The sequence below is a fragment of the Pseudomonas sp. R1-1 genome, assembly GCF_051132135.1.
Lineage (GTDB): Bacteria > Pseudomonadota > Gammaproteobacteria > Pseudomonadales > Pseudomonadaceae > Aquipseudomonas.
This window is the reverse complement of record NZ_CP071663.1, coordinates 1,507,540-1,527,452: the sequence shown is the minus strand read 5'-3', so window position 1 is coordinate 1,527,452 and position 19,913 is coordinate 1,507,540. Positions and strand designations below refer to the sequence as shown.

General features: G+C 61.5%; 15 protein-coding genes and 1 pseudogene. 15 read left to right on the top strand and 1 reads right to left on the bottom strand.

All coding sequences use genetic code 11. The features are described 5' to 3' along the window. Positions 1–141: 141 nt before the first annotated feature. From gap to J3P75_RS06955, 9 genes and pseudogenes are all read left to right on the top strand, one after another. Positions 142–1,143, top strand: a complete 1,002-nt coding sequence (gene gap, locus J3P75_RS06995; RefSeq protein WP_203419217.1) for a type I glyceraldehyde-3-phosphate dehydrogenase — start codon at positions 142–144, stop codon at positions 1,141–1,143. A gap of 200 nt (positions 1,144–1,343) precedes the next feature. Further along, on the top strand, positions 1,344–1,862 hold the full coding sequence (locus J3P75_RS06990; RefSeq protein WP_434709750.1) for an RNA polymerase sigma factor: 519 nt from the start codon (positions 1,344–1,346) through the stop codon (positions 1,860–1,862). A 124-nt stretch (positions 1,863–1,986) separates the two neighbouring features. Further along, complete coding sequence (locus J3P75_RS06985) at positions 1,987–2,952, top strand: FecR family protein (RefSeq protein ID WP_434709749.1); 966 nt, start codon at positions 1,987–1,989, stop codon at positions 2,950–2,952. 122 nt (positions 2,953–3,074) lie between these two features. Next, complete coding sequence (locus J3P75_RS06980) at positions 3,075–5,660, top strand: TonB-dependent receptor (RefSeq protein ID WP_434709748.1); 2,586 nt, start codon at positions 3,075–3,077, stop codon at positions 5,658–5,660. Between the two features lie 108 nt (positions 5,661–5,768). After that, positions 5,769–6,365 carry a biliverdin-producing heme oxygenase gene (locus J3P75_RS06975; RefSeq protein WP_434709747.1) on the top strand — a complete coding sequence of 199 codons (597 nt, stop codon included), beginning with the start codon at positions 5,769–5,771 and terminating at the stop codon, positions 6,363–6,365. A 163-nt stretch (positions 6,366–6,528) separates the two neighbouring features. Continuing rightward, entirely contained in the window at positions 6,529–6,924 is a 396-nt protein-coding gene (locus tag J3P75_RS06970; RefSeq protein ID WP_434709746.1) for a YbaN family protein, read from the top strand. A 122-nt stretch (positions 6,925–7,046) separates the two neighbouring features. Next, positions 7,047–8,348: pseudogene (locus J3P75_RS06965) on the top strand (PDC sensor domain-containing protein); the annotation flags it as partial. A gap of 150 nt (positions 8,349–8,498) precedes the next feature. Then, positions 8,499–9,254 (top strand): methyl-accepting chemotaxis protein, encoded by a 756-nt coding sequence (locus J3P75_RS06960; protein ID WP_430523244.1) that lies wholly within the window; start codon positions 8,499–8,501, stop codon positions 9,252–9,254. 181 nt (positions 9,255–9,435) lie between these two features. Further along, entirely contained in the window at positions 9,436–10,782 is a 1,347-nt protein-coding gene (locus J3P75_RS06955) for a CoA transferase (protein ID WP_434709745.1), read from the top strand. Positions 10,783–10,911: 129 nt separating this feature from the next. On the opposite strand, the gene arcD (J3P75_RS06950) is transcribed toward J3P75_RS06955, so the two are convergent. Beyond that, complete coding sequence (arcD, locus tag J3P75_RS06950; protein WP_434709744.1) at positions 10,912–12,339, bottom strand: arginine-ornithine antiporter; 1,428 nt, start codon at positions 12,337–12,339, stop codon at positions 10,912–10,914. A gap of 438 nt (positions 12,340–12,777) precedes the next feature. Between arcD (J3P75_RS06950) and arcD (J3P75_RS06945) the strand changes: the two genes are divergently transcribed. From arcD (J3P75_RS06945) to J3P75_RS06920, 6 genes are all read left to right on the top strand, one after another. Further along, positions 12,778–14,205 carry an arginine-ornithine antiporter gene (gene arcD, locus J3P75_RS06945; protein WP_434709743.1) on the top strand — a complete coding sequence of 476 codons (1,428 nt, stop codon included), beginning with the start codon at positions 12,778–12,780 and terminating at the stop codon, positions 14,203–14,205. 35 nt (positions 14,206–14,240) lie between these two features. Continuing rightward, positions 14,241–15,497, top strand: a complete 1,257-nt coding sequence (arcA, locus tag J3P75_RS06940) for an arginine deiminase (RefSeq protein WP_206415175.1) — start codon at positions 14,241–14,243, stop codon at positions 15,495–15,497. 69 nt (positions 15,498–15,566) lie between these two features. Next, on the top strand, positions 15,567–16,577 hold the full coding sequence (locus tag J3P75_RS06935) for an ornithine carbamoyltransferase (RefSeq protein ID WP_434709742.1): 1,011 nt from the start codon (positions 15,567–15,569) through the stop codon (positions 16,575–16,577). Between the two features lie 192 nt (positions 16,578–16,769). Continuing rightward, positions 16,770–17,699, top strand: a complete 930-nt coding sequence (arcC, locus tag J3P75_RS06930; protein WP_434709741.1) for a carbamate kinase — start codon at positions 16,770–16,772, stop codon at positions 17,697–17,699. A gap of 62 nt (positions 17,700–17,761) precedes the next feature. Then, a complete protein-coding gene (locus J3P75_RS06925) occupies positions 17,762–18,124 on the top strand; it encodes a DUF5064 family protein (RefSeq protein ID WP_434596024.1) in 363 nt (120 codons plus the stop codon). A 198-nt stretch (positions 18,125–18,322) separates the two neighbouring features. Then, positions 18,323–19,831: a sigma-54-dependent transcriptional regulator gene (locus J3P75_RS06920; protein WP_434709740.1), complete on the top strand. Its 1,509-nt coding sequence runs from the start codon at positions 18,323–18,325 to the stop codon at positions 19,829–19,831. The last annotated feature ends 82 nt before the right edge of the window (positions 19,832–19,913 follow it).

Below are 19,913 nucleotides of genomic sequence, written 5' to 3'. Positions count from 1 at the left end.
GGCTTTTTTGACCATTCGGACCAGTTGATTCAGGTCACTCGTTGTAGATAAAACAAAATATTGCCACTAAAAAGGCTTGTTTTCTATTTTTATGCGAATAATCTTGTAATTCCAACAACAAAACGACGGCGGCGCTGTTCCATGACTCTTCGAATCGCAATCAATGGTTTTGGCCGCATCGGCCGTAATGTCCTGCGCGCACTGTATACCCAAGGCTATCGACAGGATCTGCAGATCGTCGCCATCAACGATCTGGGCGACAGTTCGATCAATGCCCATCTGCTCAAATACGACACCGTTCACGGCACCTTCGACGCGGAAGTGGCGCACGATAACGAGAGCCTGACGGTCAACGGCGACCGCATCGCAGTCAGCGCGATTCGCAACCCGGCCGAACTGCCCTGGGCGGCGGAAAAGATTGATGTGGTGTTCGAATGCACCGGTCTCTTTACCGACCGCGCCAAAGCCGCCGCGCATATTAGCGCCGGCGCACGCAAAGTGATTATCTCGGCCCCGGCCAAAGGCGCCGACGCCACCGTGGTCTACGGCGTCAACCACGACATTCTGCGCCAGTCGCACCAGATCATTTCCAACGCGTCGTGCACCACCAACTGCCTGGCGCCGGTTGCGCAGGTGCTGCACCGCGAGCTGGGCATCGAAAGCGGTCTGATGACCACCATCCACGCCTACACCAACGACCAGAACCTCACCGACGTCTATCACACCGACCCGTACCGCGCGCGCTCGGCCACGCAGAACATGATCCCGAGCAAGACCGGCGCCGCTGAAGCGGTAGGCCTGGTGCTGCCGGAACTGGCCGGCAAACTGACCGGCATGGCCGTGCGTGTGCCGGTGATCAACGTGTCACTGGTGGACCTGACCGTGCAGTTGAAGAAAGAAGCCAGCGCCGACGAAGTCAACGCCCTGCTCAAAGCCGCGAGCCAGCACTCGAAGATTCTGGGTTACAACACGCTGCCACTGGTTTCCAGCGACTTCAACCACAACCCGCTGTCGTCGATCTTCGACGCCAACCACACCAAATCCAGCGGCAAACTGCTGAAAGTGCTGGCCTGGTATGACAACGAATGGGGCTTCTCCAACCGCATGCTGGATAACTGCCTGGCGTTGTGTAACGCCGAGTAATCCCGGCCACCCAATCCCCTGTGGGAGCCAGCCTGCTGGCGATAGCCATTTCTCAGCCACCGGATTCGGTGCAGGTAAAACCGCTATCGCCAGCAGGGCTGGCTCCCACAGGGATTGACGATTTCAAATTGAAATCATTGCTTGACCATTCGGCCAGATGATAAGCATTATCATTCGCTTGAAATGGATCAGGTCCTTCCGTGAGTCAATCGCGCTTCAATCATGTCTTCCTTGCCCAGCGCACGTCCCTGCTGCGCACGCTGGAGCGCATGGTCAACAATCACAGCACCGCTGAAGACCTGCTGCAGGAAACCTACCTGCGCGTCACTCGTGCCTTGAGCGAGCGGGCCATCGACCACCTCGAACCGTTTGTGTTTCAGACCGCGCGCAATCTGGCGCTGGATCATCTCCGTGCGCGCAAGATCCATGCGCGAACCATGATCGATGATGTGCCGCCGGATATTGTCCACAGCGTCGCCGCCCCCGCCAGCAGCGCCGAAGACGCCGCTCACGCCGAACAAATGCTGGAGCGCCTGAATGTGAGCCTCGGTCAACTCAGCCCGCGCCAGCAGCAGATTTTCATCCTCAGCCGTTTGCACGGGAACAGTTACCAGGAAATCGCTGACGAACTGAACGTCTCCCTCAGCACCGTACAAAAAGAACTGAAACTGATCATGTCGATCTGCATCGGCGTTGCTGAGCGCCTGAATGGCGACTGATGCTGTAGGGCGTTTCTGTAAGTGCCAGGATCGACTGCGCTGATCATCGCGCTTTGTTACCCTTGCCGGACTTTTACGCTTCACTAAAAAAACAGCCGTGCACAGACACTGCCGAGGAAACACCGTGACGGACACCCACCGCTCGCCTTCGCCGGATTCGGCGCAGGACGCTGCCAACGCAATGGACCAGGCACTGGACTGGCTCATCGTGCTCGGCAGCCCGGACGAGGAGCAGACCCGGCAGTTCCACGCCTGGCTGGCGGCCGATCCGTTGAATGCCGACGCGTTCGCCAAGGCCCAGGCGATCTGGGACGGTCCGCAAGTGGCGTTGTGCGCACAAGCCCTGGCGGCGAAACCGGCGAAAGTCACCTTCCTGCAACGCTTGCGCCCGCACTGGAAACCACTGGCCACGGCGGCGGTGCTGGTCCTCGGTCTGTTCAGTTTCAGCAACCTGCCAATGCGCCTGCAAGCCGATCATCTGACCGTGGTGGGCGAGCGCCAGCGCCTGCAACTGGAGGACGGCTCGAAAGTCCTGCTCAATACCAACTCGGCGTTCTCCAGCACGATCAACGATCAGCAGCGCGTGGCCCGGCTGTTTCAGGGCGAGGCGTTTTTCGAGGTCGCCAGTGGCCGCGGTCAGGCGCTGGAAATCGATGCCGGGCCGGTCCGCGCCAGCGTGCGCGACACCGCATTTGCCGTGCGTTATCTCGACGGGGTCGCGCAGGTCAATGTGCAGCGTGGCGATGTCGACCTGCGCGCCACCCACAACGATGCGCGGGTACGCCTGAGCGCTGGCGAAAGTATCCGCATTGGCCCCAACGGTTTCGATCGCCCGGCCAGACTCGACGCCAATACCGATCTGGCCTGGGTGCAGGGCCGCCTGGTGTTCGAGAACTGCCCGCTGAATCAGGTGCTGGCCGAACTACGCCGCTACTATCCGGGCTGGATCATCAATACCAACGAGCAGTTGGCCGACGTCGCCGTGACCGGCAATTACCGCCTCGATCAGCCGCTCGACGTGGTCCGTTCCCTCGCGCACATCACTTCGGCGCGGCTGCAAGAATTCCCCGCTTTGGTCATCCTCAACTAAATGAGAATTATTTTTACTCGATAGCCCGCGTCAGTACGTCTCGTTATAGCCAATGCAATTGATTCGCATCAAGCGATGCCAATCAGCACCTATAAAGATTCGTGCGACACGGAGCGCTATCGATGTCCTCACGCCTTACCCGCCAGACCGCTTCCCCTTCCCGCGTACTGTCGCTGCTGACCGCGGCCATCCTCATGGCCGGCACCGCGCCGCTGCTGGCGGCCCCTGAGCAACCGGCGCGCAACATGGGCGACTACGCGTTTGCCATCGGCCAACAGCCTTTGGTTTCGGCGTTGAACGCTTTTACTGCCGTGACCGGTTGGCAGGTCGGCCTGCCGGCGGAACTGGGCCAGGGCGTGGCATCGCCGGGTGTGCGCGGTTCGTTGCCGCCGGAGAAAGCCCTCGAGCGGCTGTTGGTGGGGACCAACCTGAGCTTCCGCAAGCTGAGCAACAACAACGTCGTGCTGGAAAAGCGCAACAGCAGCGGCACGCTGAACCTGGATCAGGTGACCATCAGCGCCACCCGCCAGGAGCAGTTGGTCAACAGCGTGCCCGCCACCGTCACCGTGCAGACCCGCGAAGACCTCGACCGCCACAACGTCAACACCATCAAGGAACTGGTCCGCTACGAGCCGGGCGTTTCCGTTGGCGGTGCCGGCCAGCGCGGCGGCATCAGCGGCTACAACATCCGTGGGATCGACGGCGACCGCATCCTCACGCAGGTCGATGGCGTGGAAATCCCCAACGGTTTCTTCAACGGCCCGTACGCCAAGAGCCAGCGCAACTACGTTGACCCGGAAATCGTCAAACGCGTGGAGATCCTGCGCGGCCCGGCCTCGGTGCTGTACGGCAGCAACGCCATCGGCGGCGCGGTCAGCTATTACACGCTGGATGCCGACGACATCATCAAGCCCGGCAAAGACCTCGGCGCGCGCCTGAAAACCGGTTACAGCTCTGCCGATGACAGCTGGCTGAAATCCGCCACCGTCGCCGGGCGCTCCGGCGAGTTCGACGGCTTGCTGCATTACAGCCAGCGCGACGGTCACGAAACCGAATCCTACGGCGGCAACAACGGCACCGGCCTTGCGCGCACCGCCGCCAACCCGGAAGACGTGCGCGCCACCAACGTACTGGCCAAGCTCGGCTGGAACTACAACGACGATTCGCGTCTGGGCCTGACCTACGAGAAGTACAAGGACGACCGCGACACCGATCAGAAAAGCGCCTACGGCGGCCCCTACTTCAACGGTGCGCCGACCATCCCCGACAGCGTGCTGCCCGGCGGCATGTACCAGTGGCGCACCGGCAACGACACCATCAGCCGTGAGCGCTTTGGCCTCGAGCACACGTTCGCCCTCGACAGCCTGCTGGTCGACAACGTGAAGTGGAGCCTCAATTACCAGATCGCCAAGACCGATCAGAGCACCGAAGAGTATTACTACCCGATCACCCGCAAAGTGCTGCGCACCCGCGACACGATCTACGAAGAAAAACAGTGGGTCTTCGATGCGCAACTGGACAAGGCCTTCACCCTCGGCGCCACCGATCATGTGCTGACCTATGGCACCACGATCAAGCAGCAGAAAGTCACCGGCTCGCGCAGCGGCGACGGCACCTGTCTGGCCGTCGGCCGTGGCTGCACGGCGATTGGTGCGACCAGTGCGGCGGACGTGCTGGCCAAGGCCAGCGATTTCCCCGATCCGACCATCAACACCTACAGCCTGTTCGCGCAGGACCAGATCAGCTGGAACGACTGGACCTTCCTGCCGGGCCTGCGCTACGACTACACCCAGCTCAAGCCACACATCACCCAGGAATTCCTCAACACCGTGGCCGCCGACGGCCAGGGCACCGTCAGCGACAAGAACAAGACCTGGCACAAAGTCTCGCCGAAATTCGGCCTGACCTATGCCCTGACCGAGAACTACACCTGGTACGGCCAGTACGCCGAAGGCTTCCGCACCCCGACGGCGAAATCGTTGTACGGGCGCTTCGAGAACAGCACCACCGGTTACACCGTCGCGCCTAACTCCGATCTTGAGCCGGAGAAAAGCAAAAGCTTCGAAACCGGCCTGCGCGGTAATTTCGAGCACGGCTCGTTTGACGTGGCGGTGTTCTATAACAAGTACCGCGATTTCATCAACGAAGACGCGGTCAAACCGGGCGACGATCAACTGACCTTCCAGAGCAACAACATCAAGCGCGCCACGATCAAGGGCGCGGAAGTCAAAGGCCGCTTGAATCTGGATGCGTTCGGCGCCCCGCAAGGCCTGTACACCCAAGGCTCGATCGCCTACGCCTATGGTCGCAACAACGACAGCGGCGAACCGATCAACAGCGTCAACCCACTGACCGGCGTGTTCGGCCTCGGTTACGACCAGGACCATTACGGCGGCTTGCTGAGCTGGACCGTGGTGAAGAAAAAGGACCGCGTCGACGACAGCAATTTCAAGTCGCCGGACGGCGTCAGCAGCCAGTTCAAGACGCCGGGCTTCGGCATTCTCGATCTGGCCGGGTATTACAAGGTCAGCGACGACGTCACCGTCAGCGGCGGCATCTACAACCTCACCGACAAGCAGTACTGGCTGTGGGATGACGTGCGCGGTTACGACAGCGTCGGCGAAGCCTCGGTCACCCAGCCGGCCAACCTCGATCGCCTGACCCAGCCGGGCCGCAACTTCGCGATCAACCTGATCTGGGATATCTGATCCGGCCGACCTCACTGCGCGTGTGCTGCGCCGCAGTGAGGTTTTTTTACGCTCCAGCGCCCGCCCGTACGTCTTGTTATCAAGCGCCTCATTTATCAAGGACACCCCATGACTGCCTCGGAAAAAGCCCTGCGTTCGCAACGCCTGAACCAGATCACCCATGAGCCGCACAGCAAGCTCGACGCGTTGGTGAAAGCCCATGCACCGTTCGAGACGCGCGCCAGCTTCGCCCGTTTTGTCGTTGCGCAGTACCTGTTCCAGTCGGAACTGGTCGCGCTGTACAACGATGCCGAACTCACCGCGATCATCCCTGACCTGCCGGCTCGTTGCCGCGCCGAAGCTGCCAAGGCTGACCTCGCCGACCTCGACACTGAAATCCCGGCGCCGGTGGCCGGTGCCGTGAACAACCCGGGCAAGGCGCGGGCGCTGGGCTGGCTGTTCGTCTCCGAGGGCTCGAAGCTCGGCGCGGCGTTTTTGATCAAACGTGCGGTGGCGCTGGAGCTGAGCGAAAGCTTCGGCGCGCGTCATCTCGGCGAACCTGCCGGTGGCCGTGCCGAAGGCTGGAAGAGTTTCGTGCGCACCCTCGATGCACTGCCATTTACCGCTGAAGAAGAAGCCGAAGCCGAGCAAGGCGCGCTCGATGCGTTCAATCGCTTCACCGTGCTGCTGAAGCAGGCTTACGCCATAGAAGCCGAACCTGCCTGACTGACACAACACAAGACCCTGTGGGAGCTGGCTTGCCAGCGATGGCGATAGATCAGTCAATACGATGTCGACTGTCCCACCGTTATCGCTGGCAAGCCAGCTCCCACAGGGATCTCTGCAAGCCTGTAGAATCCCGGTTTCGCTTCACTGCTATCTTGAGCCCATGCCCGCATCCGCCCCCTCAAAACTCGCCCGCCTGCTGTTCGGCCTGCTCGCTTATGTCAGCCTTGGCATCGGGCTGGTCGCGATTGTCGTGCCCGGTCTGCCGACCACCGAGTTCATCCTCCTCGCCGCGTGGGCGGCGACGCGCAGTTCGCCACGCTTGAGTGCGTGGCTGGAAAACCATCGCCTGTTCGGGCCGATCCTCGGCAACTGGCGCAACGGCAAGATCATCGCGCGCAAGGCCAAGGTCAGTGCCACCGTCAGCATGCTGCTGTGCGCAACGCTGATGCTGGTGCTGCTCGAGCATGGCTGGCCGATCTATCTGGCGATCGCCGGCATGGCGCTGGGCAATCTGTGGATCTGGTCGCGCCCGGAAAACCTCCCCGCGGCACACTGAAACATCCCTGTAATCAATCGCCTTTTCAGCACAATCCCCTGCGCAAACGTTTAGCGCTGACCGTTCGTCGGCGGCGGCCTAATGCCGTCTCGTTGCGCGCCGATGAGCAGACATCGCGCTGAATGGATTTGGCGAACCGGGTAGTTCATTTGCCCGACAGTCACTTTTCTTATCCATTTACGAGACGCCCGATGTTCGACTCTCTCTCCATTCGCCTGAAAATCGTCCTGCTCTCCGGCCTGTGCCTGCTTGGTGTGGTCGCGCTGATTGTCGGCATGAACATGTACCAGACCAATCAGAACGATGAACTGGTCAGCACCTCCAGCAACCAGTTGCTCACCGCCAGCGTGCAGAACCTGCTGCAGGCCAAAGCCGCCGAACAAGCGGTGCGCGTGCAGAAAACCTTCGGCGAAAGCCTGCTGGTGATCACCGCGCTGGCCGACCAGATCCAGGACCTGCGCGTCATGGCCGCCAAGCGCTCGCTCGACGCCGGCGCCCTGCGGGAAGAGTTGAACCAGAGCCTGAAAACCGCGTTCGAGCGCAACGACAAGGTGCTGGGCATCTGGCTGGCCTTCGAACCCAACGGCCTGGATGGCAAGGACAGCGAATTCGTCGATGACGCCGCGCGCCAGTCCAACGAAGCCGGGCGCTTCGCCACCTACTGGAGCCGCGCCGGCGGTGCGGCGCTGAACACGATCATGGTCGAAGAAGACCTGACCAAAACCACCCTCAGCGTCAGCGGCACGCCCTACAACAGCTGGTACACCTGCCCTCGCGACAACAAGCGCACCTGCTTGCTCGACCCGTACGCCGACACCGTCGGGACCAAGGAAATGCTCATGACGACCATTTCCGTACCCTTGATGGTCGACGGCAAAGCCCTCGGCGTGGTCGGTATCGACATCGCCCTCGATGCCCTGCAAGCCGCCGCCGTCGAATCGCAGCGCAACCTGTTCAACAACGCCGGGCACATGCTCATCGTCTCCGGCAGCGGCGTGCTCGCGGCGGACAGTGCCGATGCAAGCAAGGTCGGCAAAAAGATCGGCGACACGCCCGGGGTCGACAGCAAGGACGTACTGCAACTGCTGACCGCCGGTACGCCGAAGATCCTCGAACAGGGCGATTTGATCCGCGCGGTGTATCCGGTCGACCCGATCGGCAATTCGCGCGCCTGGGGCGTGGTTATCGACCTGCCAAAGCACGTGCTGTTAGCCGACTCGGTGAAGCTGCAAGCGGTGCTCGACGACGCCCAGGAAACCGGCGTGATTACCGCACTGTTGGTCGCCGTGGTGGCCGGCGTGGTCGGCCTGTTGCTGATCTGGCTCACCGCTTCCGGCGTTACTCGCCCGATCAACAGCGTCGCCGAGATGCTGAAGAACATCGCCAGCGGCGAAGGTGATCTGACCCAGCGCCTGAACTACAGCAAAAAAGATGAACTGGGCGAACTGGTGAACTGGTTCAACCGCTTCCTCGACAAACTGCAACCGACCATCGCCCAGATCAAGCAAAGCATCACCGAGGCCCGCGGCACCGCCGACCAGTCTTCGGAAATCGCCCGGCAGACCAGCGAAGGCATGCAGGTGCAGTTCCGCGAAATCGACCAGGTCGCCACCGCGTCGAACGAAATGAGCGCCACTGCCCACGACGTCGCCAACAGCGCCTCGAACGCCGCCAATGCTGCGAAAGGCGCCGATCAATCGGCCAAGGACGGTATGGCGATCATCGAGCGCAGCACCCGCGACATTAACCAGTTGGCCGACGAAGTCAGCAAAGCAGTGACCGAAGTCGAAGCGCTGGCGGTCAACAGCGAGCAGATCGGTTCGGTGCTGGAAGTGATCCGCAGCATCGCCGAGCAGACCAACCTGCTCGCCCTCAACGCCGCCATCGAAGCCGCCCGCGCCGGAGAGAGCGGCCGTGGTTTCGCCGTGGTCGCCGACGAAGTGCGCAACCTCGCCAAGCGCACCCAGGACTCGGTCGAGGAAATCCGCCTGGTGATCGAGCGCATCCAGACCGGCACCCGTGGCGTGGTCGCGACCATGCATTCGAGCCAGACCCAGGCGCACAACAACGCCGGGCAGATTCGTCACGCGGTCGATGCGCTGGGCAAGATCAGCGACGCGGTGACGGTGATCAGCGACATGAACCTGCAGATCGCCAGCGCCGCCGAACAGCAGAGCGCCGTGGCCGAGGAGGTCAACCGCAACGTCTCGGCGATCCGCACCGTGACCGAAACCCTGACCGGGCAGGCAACTGAATCGGCCGCGATCAGCAGCCAGCTCAACAGCCTGGCGAGCCAGCAGATGAAATTGATGGATCAGTTCCGCGTGTAGGCATTCAGCAGAGTTCCGCTCGTTCCCACGCTCCGCGTGGGAATGCAGCCCGGGACGCTCTGCGTCCCAATCGAAAGCCGGAACGCGGAGCGTCCCTTGAGGCATTCCCACGCGGAGCGTGGGAACGATCTTGCGGGTGTTTTTTGCACTATCATCGCCCTCTCGCTCCGGAGGGTTTTCGATGACTGACTTGCTCACCTCCCTGCAAGCCGCGCTCGGCTTGCCGCCCACGCCAATCGCCTTCAATGGCCGTGGCGCCCTGCCCTCGGCGTTCGCCGTCACCGATCTGGCCTGCGCCAGTCTTGCCGCCGCCGGTCAGGCGGTCAGCGAATTAATCCGTCAACAAAGCGGTGAATTGCCGACCGTAGCCGTCGATCGGCGACTGGCGTCGTTCTGGTTCAGTTCTTCACTCCGCCCGATCGGCTGGCAAGTCCCGCCGCTGTGGGACCCGGTCGCCGGCGACTACGCCACCGCAGACGGCTGGATTCGCCTGCACACCAACGCCCCGCATCACCGCGCCGCCGCGGAACGGGTGCTCGGTGCCTGCGCCGACCGTGCGGCGATGGCGGCGCAAGTCGCAAAGTGGACCAGCACGGCACTGGAGCAAGCGGTAGTCGCCGCCAACGGTTGCGCCGCCGAAATGCGCAGCTGGGCGCAATGGCAGCAGCACCCGCAAGGGCGTGCGGTGAATGCCGAACCGCTGGTGCATTTCGCAGAACAAGCGGAGGGCAAAGCCTTGGCGTGGCAAGGCTCGGCCGCACGACCGCTGGCCGGGATCAAGGTGCTGGACCTGACCCGCGTACTGGCCGGCCCTACGGCCAGCCGCTTTCTCGCCGGACTGGGGGCGAATGTATTGCGCATCGATTCGCCGACATGGAACGAACCCGGCGTCGTCCCGGAGATGACCCTGGGCAAACGCTGCGCGCGCCTCGATCTGCATGACGCGGCGGATCGTGCGTTGTTCGAGAGTTTATTGAAAGATGCCGACCTCTTGCTGCATGGCTATCGCGCCGATGCCCTGGAACATCTCGGTTTCGGGCTTGAACGTCGACAGCAACTGGCGCCGGGGTTGATCGACGTCAGCCTGAACGCCTACGGCTGGAGCGGCCCGTGGCGCAACCGGCGCGGCTTCGACAGCCTGGTGCAGATGAGCAGCGGCATTGCCGAGGCCGGGCAACGCTGGAAGCAGGCGGATAAACCGACGCCGTTGCCAGTGCAGGCGCTGGACCATGCGACCGGGTATCTGATGGCGGCGAGTGCGCTTCGGTTGCTGACTGAACGACTGGCCAACGGACGCGGGGGTTCGGCGCGGCTGTCACTGGCGCGTACGGCGAAATTGTTGGTCGAGCACGGGCCGGGGGCGGATGAGTCGTTGCTGGTTGAGGATGAGCGGGATCAGGATCCGGCGATTGAACAGACGGCGTGCGGCGCGGCGCGGCGGTTGCGCGTGCCGGTAGAGATTGGCGGGACGCCGGTCTGGTGGGATTTGCCCGCAACTGATCTGGGTTCACATCGCCCACAATGGTGAGTCCAAAGCCGCTATCGCCAGCAGGGCTGGCTCCCACAGGGGATCTGCGTCGTTCATAAATCCCCTGTGGGAGCTAGCCCTGCTAGCGATGAGGCCCGTGCCGGCAACATAAAATACGGATCGCCAAGTTCACAAACTCAACACCCCGCTATACAACCCATACGCCGCCAACCCCGCGCCAATCACCACACAGGCGAAAATCCCCTTCTCCACCGTGGTGAATAACGGCTCGCCCGCTTCATGTTTGGCCTTGGCAAACAGAATCACCCCCGGCGCATACAGCAGCGCCGACAGCAGCAGGTATTTGACCCCGCCGGCGTACAGCAACCACACCGCATAGACCAGGGCGATGCCGCCGATCAGCAGGTCCTTGCGGCGCTCGGCCGAGGCGTGTTCGTAGGTTTCGCCGCGGCCGCTGAGCAGCACCGCGTAGGCCGCCGACCACAGGTACGGCACCAGAATCATCGATGAGGCCAGGTAAATCAGACTGGTATAAGTGCCCGCCGAAAACAGCGTGATTAGCAGGAAAATCTGGATCATCGCGTTGGTCAGCCACAGCGCGTTGACCGGCACGTGGTTTTTGTTTTCCTTGGTCAGGAACGCCGGCATGGTCTTGTCTTTGGCGGTGGCAAACAGGATCTCGGCGCAGAGCAAGGCCCACGACAGCAACGCACCGAGCAGCGAAATCGCCAGGCCGATGCTGATCAGCAGCGCGCCCCACGGCCCGACGATGTGTTCGAGTACGGCGGCCAGCGACGGGTTCTGCAGATTGGCCAGTTCCGGTTGGCTCATGATGCCCAGCGACAGCACATTGACCAGCACCAGCAGCGCCAGCACGCCGATAAAACCGATCACCGTGGCGCGACCGACATCGCTGCGTTTCTCCGCCCGCGCCGAGTACACGCTGGCGCCTTCGATGCCGATGAACACGAACACGGTGACCAGCATCATGTTGCGCACCTGATCCATCACCCCGCCGAAATTCGGGTTACTGGTGCCCCAGATGTCGCGGGTGAAAATATCCGCCTTGAACGCCACAGCGGCGATGACGATGAACATGATCAGCGGCACAACCTTGGCGACGGTGGTCAACTGGTTGATCAGCGCCGCCTCCTTGATCCCGCGCATCACCAGAAAGTGCACCGCCCACAGCAACACCGAGGCGCAGCCGATGGCGATCGGCGTGTTGCCCTGCCCGAACACTGGAAAGAAATAACCGAGGGTGCTGAACAGCAACACGAAATAACCGACGTTGCCCAGCCAGGCGCTGATCCAATAACCCCACGCCGAAGAAAAGCCCATGTAATCGCCGAACCCGGCCTTGGCGTAGGCGTACACGCCCGAGTCCAGCTCCGGCTTGCGATTGGCCAGGGTCTGAAAGACGAAGGCCAGCGTCAGCATGCCGACGGCAGTGATGCCCCACCCGATCAGGATCGCTCCGGCATCGGCGCGCGCGGCCATGTTCTGCGGCAGCGAGAAAATTCCCCCGCCGATCATCGACCCCACCACCAGCGCAATCAGCGCGCCCAGTCGCAGCTTCTGTGTCGGTTGCGACATGCAAGTCTCCTTGAAAAACAGTGGCGAAGTTTATTTGTAACAAGGACCGGCTAAAAATCTTAATGTAGATGATGCTTATCAGATAAAGGTTCAGCTTACCCCTTTATATATAGCCGACAACGATAACGCATAGCACGTCGAAGCCCTTCTGTGTGCTGATCCTGATTAATCAATTCTGTACTGAAAACGGCGGCGGAAAATTTGCCAAACGCCAGAAACGAACTAGCGTGATAATTCCAAAGTAATAATAGCCATTCCCAACCACATAGCCACAAAGTCTCTAGAACGGGCCTCGCAGACGAAAGCCATATGCCACTAGTGGTTGCCTAAGTCATTCATTAACAATGGAATGTGACCATGCACTGATCTATGTCAGCTGTTTGAACAGACAACAGATTTACGCTGTGATCTCTTCTCTCCTGCAATGGAGTCATGCAAATGTCTGAAGCGCCCGGAAAACTAAGACTCGGTGCACTGGTTGCACTGGTAGTCGGTTCAATGATCGGTGGCGGGATATTTTCGTTGCCACAAAACATGGCCGCCAGCGCCGACGTCGGTGCAGTGCTGATCGGCTGGGCCATCACCGCAGTCGGCATGCTCACCCTCGCTTTTGTCTTTCAGACCCTCGCCAATCGCAAGCCGGACCTGGACGGCGGTGTCTACGCCTACGCCAAGGCCGGATTTGGCGATTACATGGGTTTCTCGTCCGCCTGGGGCTACTGGATCAGCGCCTGGCTGGGCAACGTCGGTTACTTCGTGTTGCTGTTCAGCACCCTCGGTTACTTCTTTCCGATATTCGGCGAAGGTAATACACCGGCGGCGGTGATCGGCGCCTCGGTGTTGCTGTGGGGCGTGCATTTCCTGGTGCTGCGCGGGATCAAGGAAGCGGCGTTCATCAACCTGGTGACTACCGTTGCCAAGGTCGTACCGCTGCTGCTGTTCGTGCTGATCGCGGTCTTCGCGTTCAAACTGGACATCTTCACCGCCGACATCTGGGGCGTGAAAAACCCTGACCTGGGCAGTGTGATGAACCAGGTGCGCAACATGATGCTGGTCACCGTGTGGGTGTTCATCGGCATCGAAGGCGCGAGCATCTTCTCGGCCCGCGCGGAAAAACGTTCCGACGTCGGTAAAGCCACGGTGATCGGTTTCATCACCGTGCTGCTGTTCCTGGTGCTGGTCAACGTGCTGTCGCTGGGCATCATGACCCAGCCGGAACTGGCGAAACTGCAGAACCCGTCGATGGCCGCCGTGCTTGAGCACGTGGTCGGGCACTGGGGCGCGGTGCTGATCAGCGTCGGTCTGATCATCTCGCTGCTGGGGGCGTTGCTGTCGTGGGTGTTGCTGTGTGCGGAGATCATGTTCGCCGCCGCCAAAGACCACACCATGCCGGAGTTTCTGCGCAAGGAAAACGCCAACCACGTACCGGTCAACGCCCTGTGGCTGACCAACGCGATGGTGCAGGTGTTCCTGGTCATCACGCTGTTTTCGGCCAGCACTTACCTGTCGCTGATCTACCTCGCCACTTCGATGATTCTGGTGCCGTACCTGTGGTCGGCGGCTTACGCCCTGCTGCTGGCGGTGCGTGGCGAAAGCTACGAAGGCTTTGCCGCCGAGCGGCGCAAGGACCTGATCATCGGCGGCATCGCCCTGATCTATGCGGTGTGGCTGCTGTACGCAGGCGGGGTCAAGTACCTGCTGCTGTCGGCCTTGCTGTATGCCCCCGGCGCGATCCTCTTTGCCAAAGCCAAACTGGAACTCAAGCAACCGGTTTTCACCAACGTCGAGAAGCTGATTTTCGCCGCAGTGGTCATAGGCGCCGTGGTGGCGGCCTACGGTCTCTACGACGGCTTCCTGACGCTGTAACCCCTGATTGAATTGTCATCTGGAGGAACACTGAAATGACCACGGAAAAAGTGAAGTACGGCGTCCACTCCGAAGCCGGGAAACTGCGAAAAGTCATGGTTTGCTCCCCCGGTCTGGCCCATCAGCGGCTGACCCCGAACAATTGCGATGAGCTGCTGTTCGACGACGTGCTGTGGGTGGCGCAGGCCAAGCGCGATCACTTCGACTTCGTCACCAAGATGCGCGAGCGCGGCATCGACGTGCTGGAAATGCACAACCTGCTCACCGACATCGTCGCCATCCCTGAAGCGCTGGACTGGATTCTCGAGCGCAAGGTCACCGCCGACTCGGTGGGCCTGGGCCTGATCAACGAAGTCAAATCCTGGCTGAAAAGCCTCGAGCCACGGCACATTGCCGAGTTTCTGATTGGCGGGGTTTCCGCCGATGACCTGCCGGACAGCTTCGGTGGCAAGACCATCCAGATGTTCCGCGACTTCCTCGGCCATTCCAGCTTCATTCTGCCGCCGCTGCCGAACACCCAGTTCACCCGCGACACCACCTGCTGGATCTACGGCGGCGTAACGCTCAACCCGATGTACTGGCCGGCGCGCCGTCAGGAAACCCTGCTGACCACCGCCATCTACAAATTCCATCCGCAGTTCACCAACGCCGAATTCGAGATCTGGTACGGCGACCCGGACAAGGATCATGGCAGCTCCACCCTTGAGGGCGGCGACGTCATGCCGATCGGCAACGGCGTGGTGCTGATCGGCATGGGCGAACGTTCATCGCGTCAGGCCATCGGCCAACTGGCGCTGAATCTGTTCAAGAACAAAGCCGTGGAAAAAGTCATCGTCGCCGGCCTGCCGAAATCCCGTGCAGCGATGCACCTGGACACCGTGTTCAGCTTCTGCGACCGCGATCTGGTGACGATCTTCCCCGAAGTGGTCAACCAGATCGTCGCCTTCACCCTGCGCCCCGACGACAGCAAACAGGGCGGCATCGACATTCGCCGCGAAGAAGGCAGCTTCCTCGACACCGTCGCCGCTGCACTCAACCTGCCCAAGCTGCGCGTGGTGGAGACCGGCGGCAACAGCTTCGCCGCCGAACGCGAGCAATGGGACGACGGCAACAACGTGGTGGCGGTGGAACCGGGCGTGGTCATCGGCTACGACCGCAACACCTACACCAACACCCTGCTGCGCAAGGCCGGCGTGGAAGTCATCACCATCAGCGCTGGCGAACTCGGCCGCGGCCGCGGCGGCGGCCACTGCATGACCTGCCCGATCATCCGCGACCCGATCGATTACTAAACCTCTGAGCCCTGGCTTGCACTTACCGAGTGCAGCCAGGGGGATAACCGACACCGAAGGAGATCCATCATGGCTTTCAACATCCACAACCGTAACCTGCTCAGCCTGGAACACCACACCCCACGTGAGCTGCGTTACCTGCTCGACCTGTCCCGCGATCTGAAACGCGCGAAATATACCGGCACCGAGCAACAACACCTGAAGGGCAACAACATCGCCCTGATCTTCGAAAAGACCTCGACCCGCACCCGTTGTGCATTCGAAGTCGCGGCCTACGACCAGGGCGCCAACGTTACCTACATCGACCCGAATTCCTCGCAGATCGGCCACAAGGAAAGCATGAAGGACACCGCCCGCGTGCTCGGGCGCATGTACGACGCGATCGAATACCGTGGCTTCAAACAGGAGATCGTCGAGGAGCTGGCCAAGTTCGCCGGGGTGCCGGTGTTCAACGGCCTGACCGATGAATATCACCCGACCCAGATGATCGCCGACGTGCTGACCATGCGTGAACACGCCGACAAGCCAATCCACGAAATCAGCTACGCCTACCTCGGCGATGCGCGCAACAACATGGGCAACTCGCTGCTGCTGATCGGCGCCAAACTGGGCATGGACGTGCGCATCTGCGCGCCGAAGGCCCTGTGGCCGCTGGACGATCTGGTTGAGCGTTGCCATAAATATGCGGAGGAAAGTGGCGCCCGCATCACCCTGACCGAAGATCCGAAAGCCGCCGTCAAAGGCGTCGACTTCATCCACACCGACGTCTGGGTGTCGATGGGCGAGCCGGTGGAAGCCTGGGCCGAGCGCATCCAGCAACTGCTGCCGTATCAGGTCAACGCCGAACTGATGAAAGCCAGCGGCAACCCGCGCACCAGGTTCATGCACTGCCTGCCGGCCTTTCACAACAGCGATACCAAGGTCGGCAAGCAGATTGCCGAGCAGTATCCGCACCTGAAAAACGGCATCGAAGTGACCGACGACGTGTTCGAGTCGCCGGCCTGCATCGCCTTCGAGCAAGCGGAAAACCGCATGCACACGATCAAGGCGATTCTGGTCTCGACCCTGGCTGATCTGTAAGTCTGGCACCGCTCCCACTGACGGAACGGGGTCCATGTGGGAGCTAGCCTGCTAGCGATTGCAATGGGTCAGTCGCCATTGTTCTTGACTGATCCACCGCTATCGCTAGCAGGCTAGCTCCCACAGGGGATCCCGGATCCGACAGGGAGACCCAGTCGTTTGCCTTTCCTCTGTACAGAAGGAACCCGCACCATGCGTATCGTCGTAGCTCTGGGCGGCAACGCCCTGCTCCGCCGTGGCGAGCCGATGACCGCTGACAACCAGCGCGCCAACATCCGCATCGCCACCGAGCAAATCGCCAAGATCCATCCCGGCAACCAACTGGTCATCGCCCACGGCAATGGCCCGCAAGTCGGCCTGCTGTCGCTGCAAGCGGCGGCCTACACCTCGGTCAGCCCTTACCCGCTGGACGTCCTCGGCGCCGAAACCGAAGGCATGATCGGCTACATCATCGAACAGGAACTGGGCAACCTGCTCGACTTCGAAGTGCCGTTCGCCACCCTGCTCACCCAGGTCGAAGTCGATGCCAACGACCCGGCCTTCAAGAACCCGACCAAACCCATCGGCCCGGTGTACGACAAAGCCGAAGCGGAAAAACTCGCCGCCGAGAAAGGCTGGGCGATTGCTCCGGACGGCGACAAATTCCGTCGTGTGGTCGCCAGCCCACGGCCGAAACGCATCTTCGAAATCCGCCCGATCAAGTGGCTGCTCGACAAGGGCAGCATCGTGATCTGCGCCGGCGGCGGCGGGATTCCGACCCTGTACGACGAGCAGCGCAACCTCAAGGGCGTCGAGGCGGTGATCGACAAGGACCTGTGCTCGGCGCTGCTCGCTGAACAACTGGAAGCCGATCTGCTGGTGATCGCCACCGACGTCAACGCGGCGTTCATCGACTACGGCAAACCGACGCAGAAAGCCATCGCCGAAGCGCACCCGGATGAACTCGAACGCCTCGGTTTCGCCGCTGGCTCCATGGGACCGAAGGTGCAGGCAGCCTGCGAATTCGCGCGCCATACTGGCAAGGTCGCGGTGATCGGCTCGCTGGCCGATATCGAAGCGATCGTGCAGGGCACCGCCGGTACCCGCGTGACCACGGCCAAGCCGGGCATCAGCTACCGATAACAATAAACGCCGGGGGCAGGCCCAGGGCCTGCCCTTCTCCATGCCTTGAAAGGAGTAACTCAATGGCCCAATTCGAACCTGGTCATTTACACATCGAACGGCATGCGTTGACTGACGATGACGTCAATTACAACGTCTGCCTGGACTACGAAGTGTTCACCGATCCGCAGAAAGGCAAAGGCATTCAGTTCACCCTGCATGGCAGCATGCAGGGCAAGGACGTGAAGGAGGTATTTTTCCTGCCCAAGGAAGAGGCCTACAACTTCGCCCGCGACGTGACGCGGATTGCCGAGAAATACGGGATTCCCAAGACCCACAGCCAGATCGGCTCGGTGCACAAGCATTACGATCTGATGTTTGAAGACATCCGGCAGAAGTTGAATATGCACTCCGGGGATCCGGTCAATCCCGAGCACTTCGAATAGCCCTTTTCCAGTGATCGTTCCCACGCTCTGCGTGGGAATGCCGCCACGGACGCTCCGCGTCCGCTGTGACGCAGAGCGTCACGGGATGCATTCCCACGCGGAGCATGGGAACGATCAGCGCAGGACACAGATTTCACCAATCCCCCGCCCCAAGGCATACTTGCGCCCTCCCCGCCCTGCAGATCACTGAACCACCCCATGCGTATCCACGTCAGCTTCATCGACCGCGTCGGCATTACCCAGGAAGTCCTGGCTATCCTCGGTGGGCGCAATCTCAATCTGGATGCGGTGGAGATGATCCCGCCGAACGTCTACATTGATGCGCCGACCCTGAGCGCGCAAGTGCTCGAAGAGCTCAAGGATGCGCTGTTTCGGGTCCGTGGCGTCGAGGCGGTGACGGTGGTCGACATCCTTCCCGGCCAGCGTCGGCACCTGCAACTCGATGCCTTGCTGGCGGCGATGACCGACCCGGTGCTGGCCCTCGACAGCGCCGGCAAGGTGCTGCTGGCCAACCCGGCGCTGATTGCGTTGTACGGTCGCGAACCGGCCGGGGAAAGTGTCGCGGAATTGTTCAACGATCCGGCACTGCTCGACACCCTGCTCGAACAGGGCTTCCGCCTGCCGCTGCGCGAGATCACCGTCAACGGCCAGACCTTGCTGCTCGACGCCACGCCGATCACCGACGCCGGCGCCCTGCTTACCCTGTATCAACCGAACCGCATCGGCGAACAGCTCTCGGCGCTGCACCACGACCACGCCGAAGGTTTCGATGCGCTGCTCGGCGAATCCCCGGCGATCCGCACCCTCAAGGCCCGCGCGCTACGAGTCGCCGCGCTGGATGCGCCGCTGCTGATCCAGGGCGAAACCGGCACCGGTAAAGAACTGGTCGCCCGCGCCTGCCATGCGATCAGCGCGCGCCACAGTGCGCCGTTTCTCGCGCTCAACTGTGCAGCGCTGCCAGAAAACCTCGCCGAGAGCGAGCTGTTCGGCTACGCCCCCGGCGCCTTCACTGGCGCGGCGCGCGGTGGCAAACCGGGGCTGATGGAGCTGGCCAACCAGGGCACGGTGTTTCTCGATGAGATCGGCGAGATGTCGCCGTATCTGCAAGCCAAGTTGCTGCGTTTTCTCAACGACGGCAGCTTTCGTCGGGTGGGGGGTGATCGCGAAGTGAAGGTCGATGTGCGCATCCTCAGCGCCACCCATCGCGATCTGGAAAAAATGGTCAGCGAAGGCCTGTTCCGCGAAGACCTGTTCTATCGCCTCAACGTACTCAACGTCGAGGTACCGCCGCTGCGTGAACGCGGCCAGGACATTCTGTTGCTGGCGCGCTATTTCATGCAGCAGGCCTGTGCGCAGATTCAACGCCCGGTCTGCCGCCTCGCACCGGGGACTTACCCGGCGCTGCTCGGCAACCGCTGGCCGGGCAATGTGCGGCAGCTGCAGAACGTGATCTTCCGCGCGGCGGCGATCTGTGAAAGCAGCCTGGTGGATATCGGCGATCTCGACATCGCTGGCACCTCGGTCGCGCGGCAGACCGACACCGACGTCGGCAGCCTTGAACAGGCAGTCGAAGGATTCGAGCGCGAACTGCTGGAAAAGCTCTACGTCAGCTATCCCTCGACTCGACAACTGGCCAGTCGCTTGCAGACCTCGCACACCGCGATCGCCCACCGGCTGCGCAAGTACGGCATACCCAACAAGCCCTGAAACCACCACCGCCCCCTGTAGGAGTGAGCCTGCTCGCGATAGCGGTGTATCAGTCAACGCACTTCTAGCTGACATACCGCTA

Coding starts and splice junctions, on each gene's coding strand:
- gap (WP_203419217.1), top strand. CDS start 142: ATGACTCTTCGAATCGCAATCAATGGTTTTGGCCGCATCGGCCGTAAT.
- J3P75_RS06980 (WP_434709748.1), top strand. CDS start 3,075: ATGTCCTCACGCCTTACCCGCCAGACCGCTTCCCCTTCCCGCGTACTG.
- J3P75_RS06975 (WP_434709747.1), top strand. CDS start 5,769: ATGACTGCCTCGGAAAAAGCCCTGCGTTCGCAACGCCTGAACCAGATC.
- J3P75_RS06970 (WP_434709746.1), top strand. CDS start 6,529: ATGCCCGCATCCGCCCCCTCAAAACTCGCCCGCCTGCTGTTCGGCCTG.
- J3P75_RS06960 (WP_430523244.1), top strand. CDS start 8,499: ATGCAGGTGCAGTTCCGCGAAATCGACCAGGTCGCCACCGCGTCGAAC.
- J3P75_RS06955 (WP_434709745.1), top strand. CDS start 9,436: ATGACTGACTTGCTCACCTCCCTGCAAGCCGCGCTCGGCTTGCCGCCC.
- arcD (WP_434709744.1), bottom strand. CDS start 12,339: ATGTCGCAACCGACACAGAAGCTGCGACTGGGCGCGCTGATTGCGCTG.
- arcD (WP_434709743.1), top strand. CDS start 12,778: ATGTCTGAAGCGCCCGGAAAACTAAGACTCGGTGCACTGGTTGCACTG.
- arcA (WP_206415175.1), top strand. CDS start 14,241: ATGACCACGGAAAAAGTGAAGTACGGCGTCCACTCCGAAGCCGGGAAA.
- J3P75_RS06935 (WP_434709742.1), top strand. CDS start 15,567: ATGGCTTTCAACATCCACAACCGTAACCTGCTCAGCCTGGAACACCAC.
- arcC (WP_434709741.1), top strand. CDS start 16,770: ATGCGTATCGTCGTAGCTCTGGGCGGCAACGCCCTGCTCCGCCGTGGC.
- J3P75_RS06925 (WP_434596024.1), top strand. CDS start 17,762: ATGGCCCAATTCGAACCTGGTCATTTACACATCGAACGGCATGCGTTG.
- J3P75_RS06920 (WP_434709740.1), top strand. CDS start 18,323: ATGCGTATCCACGTCAGCTTCATCGACCGCGTCGGCATTACCCAGGAA.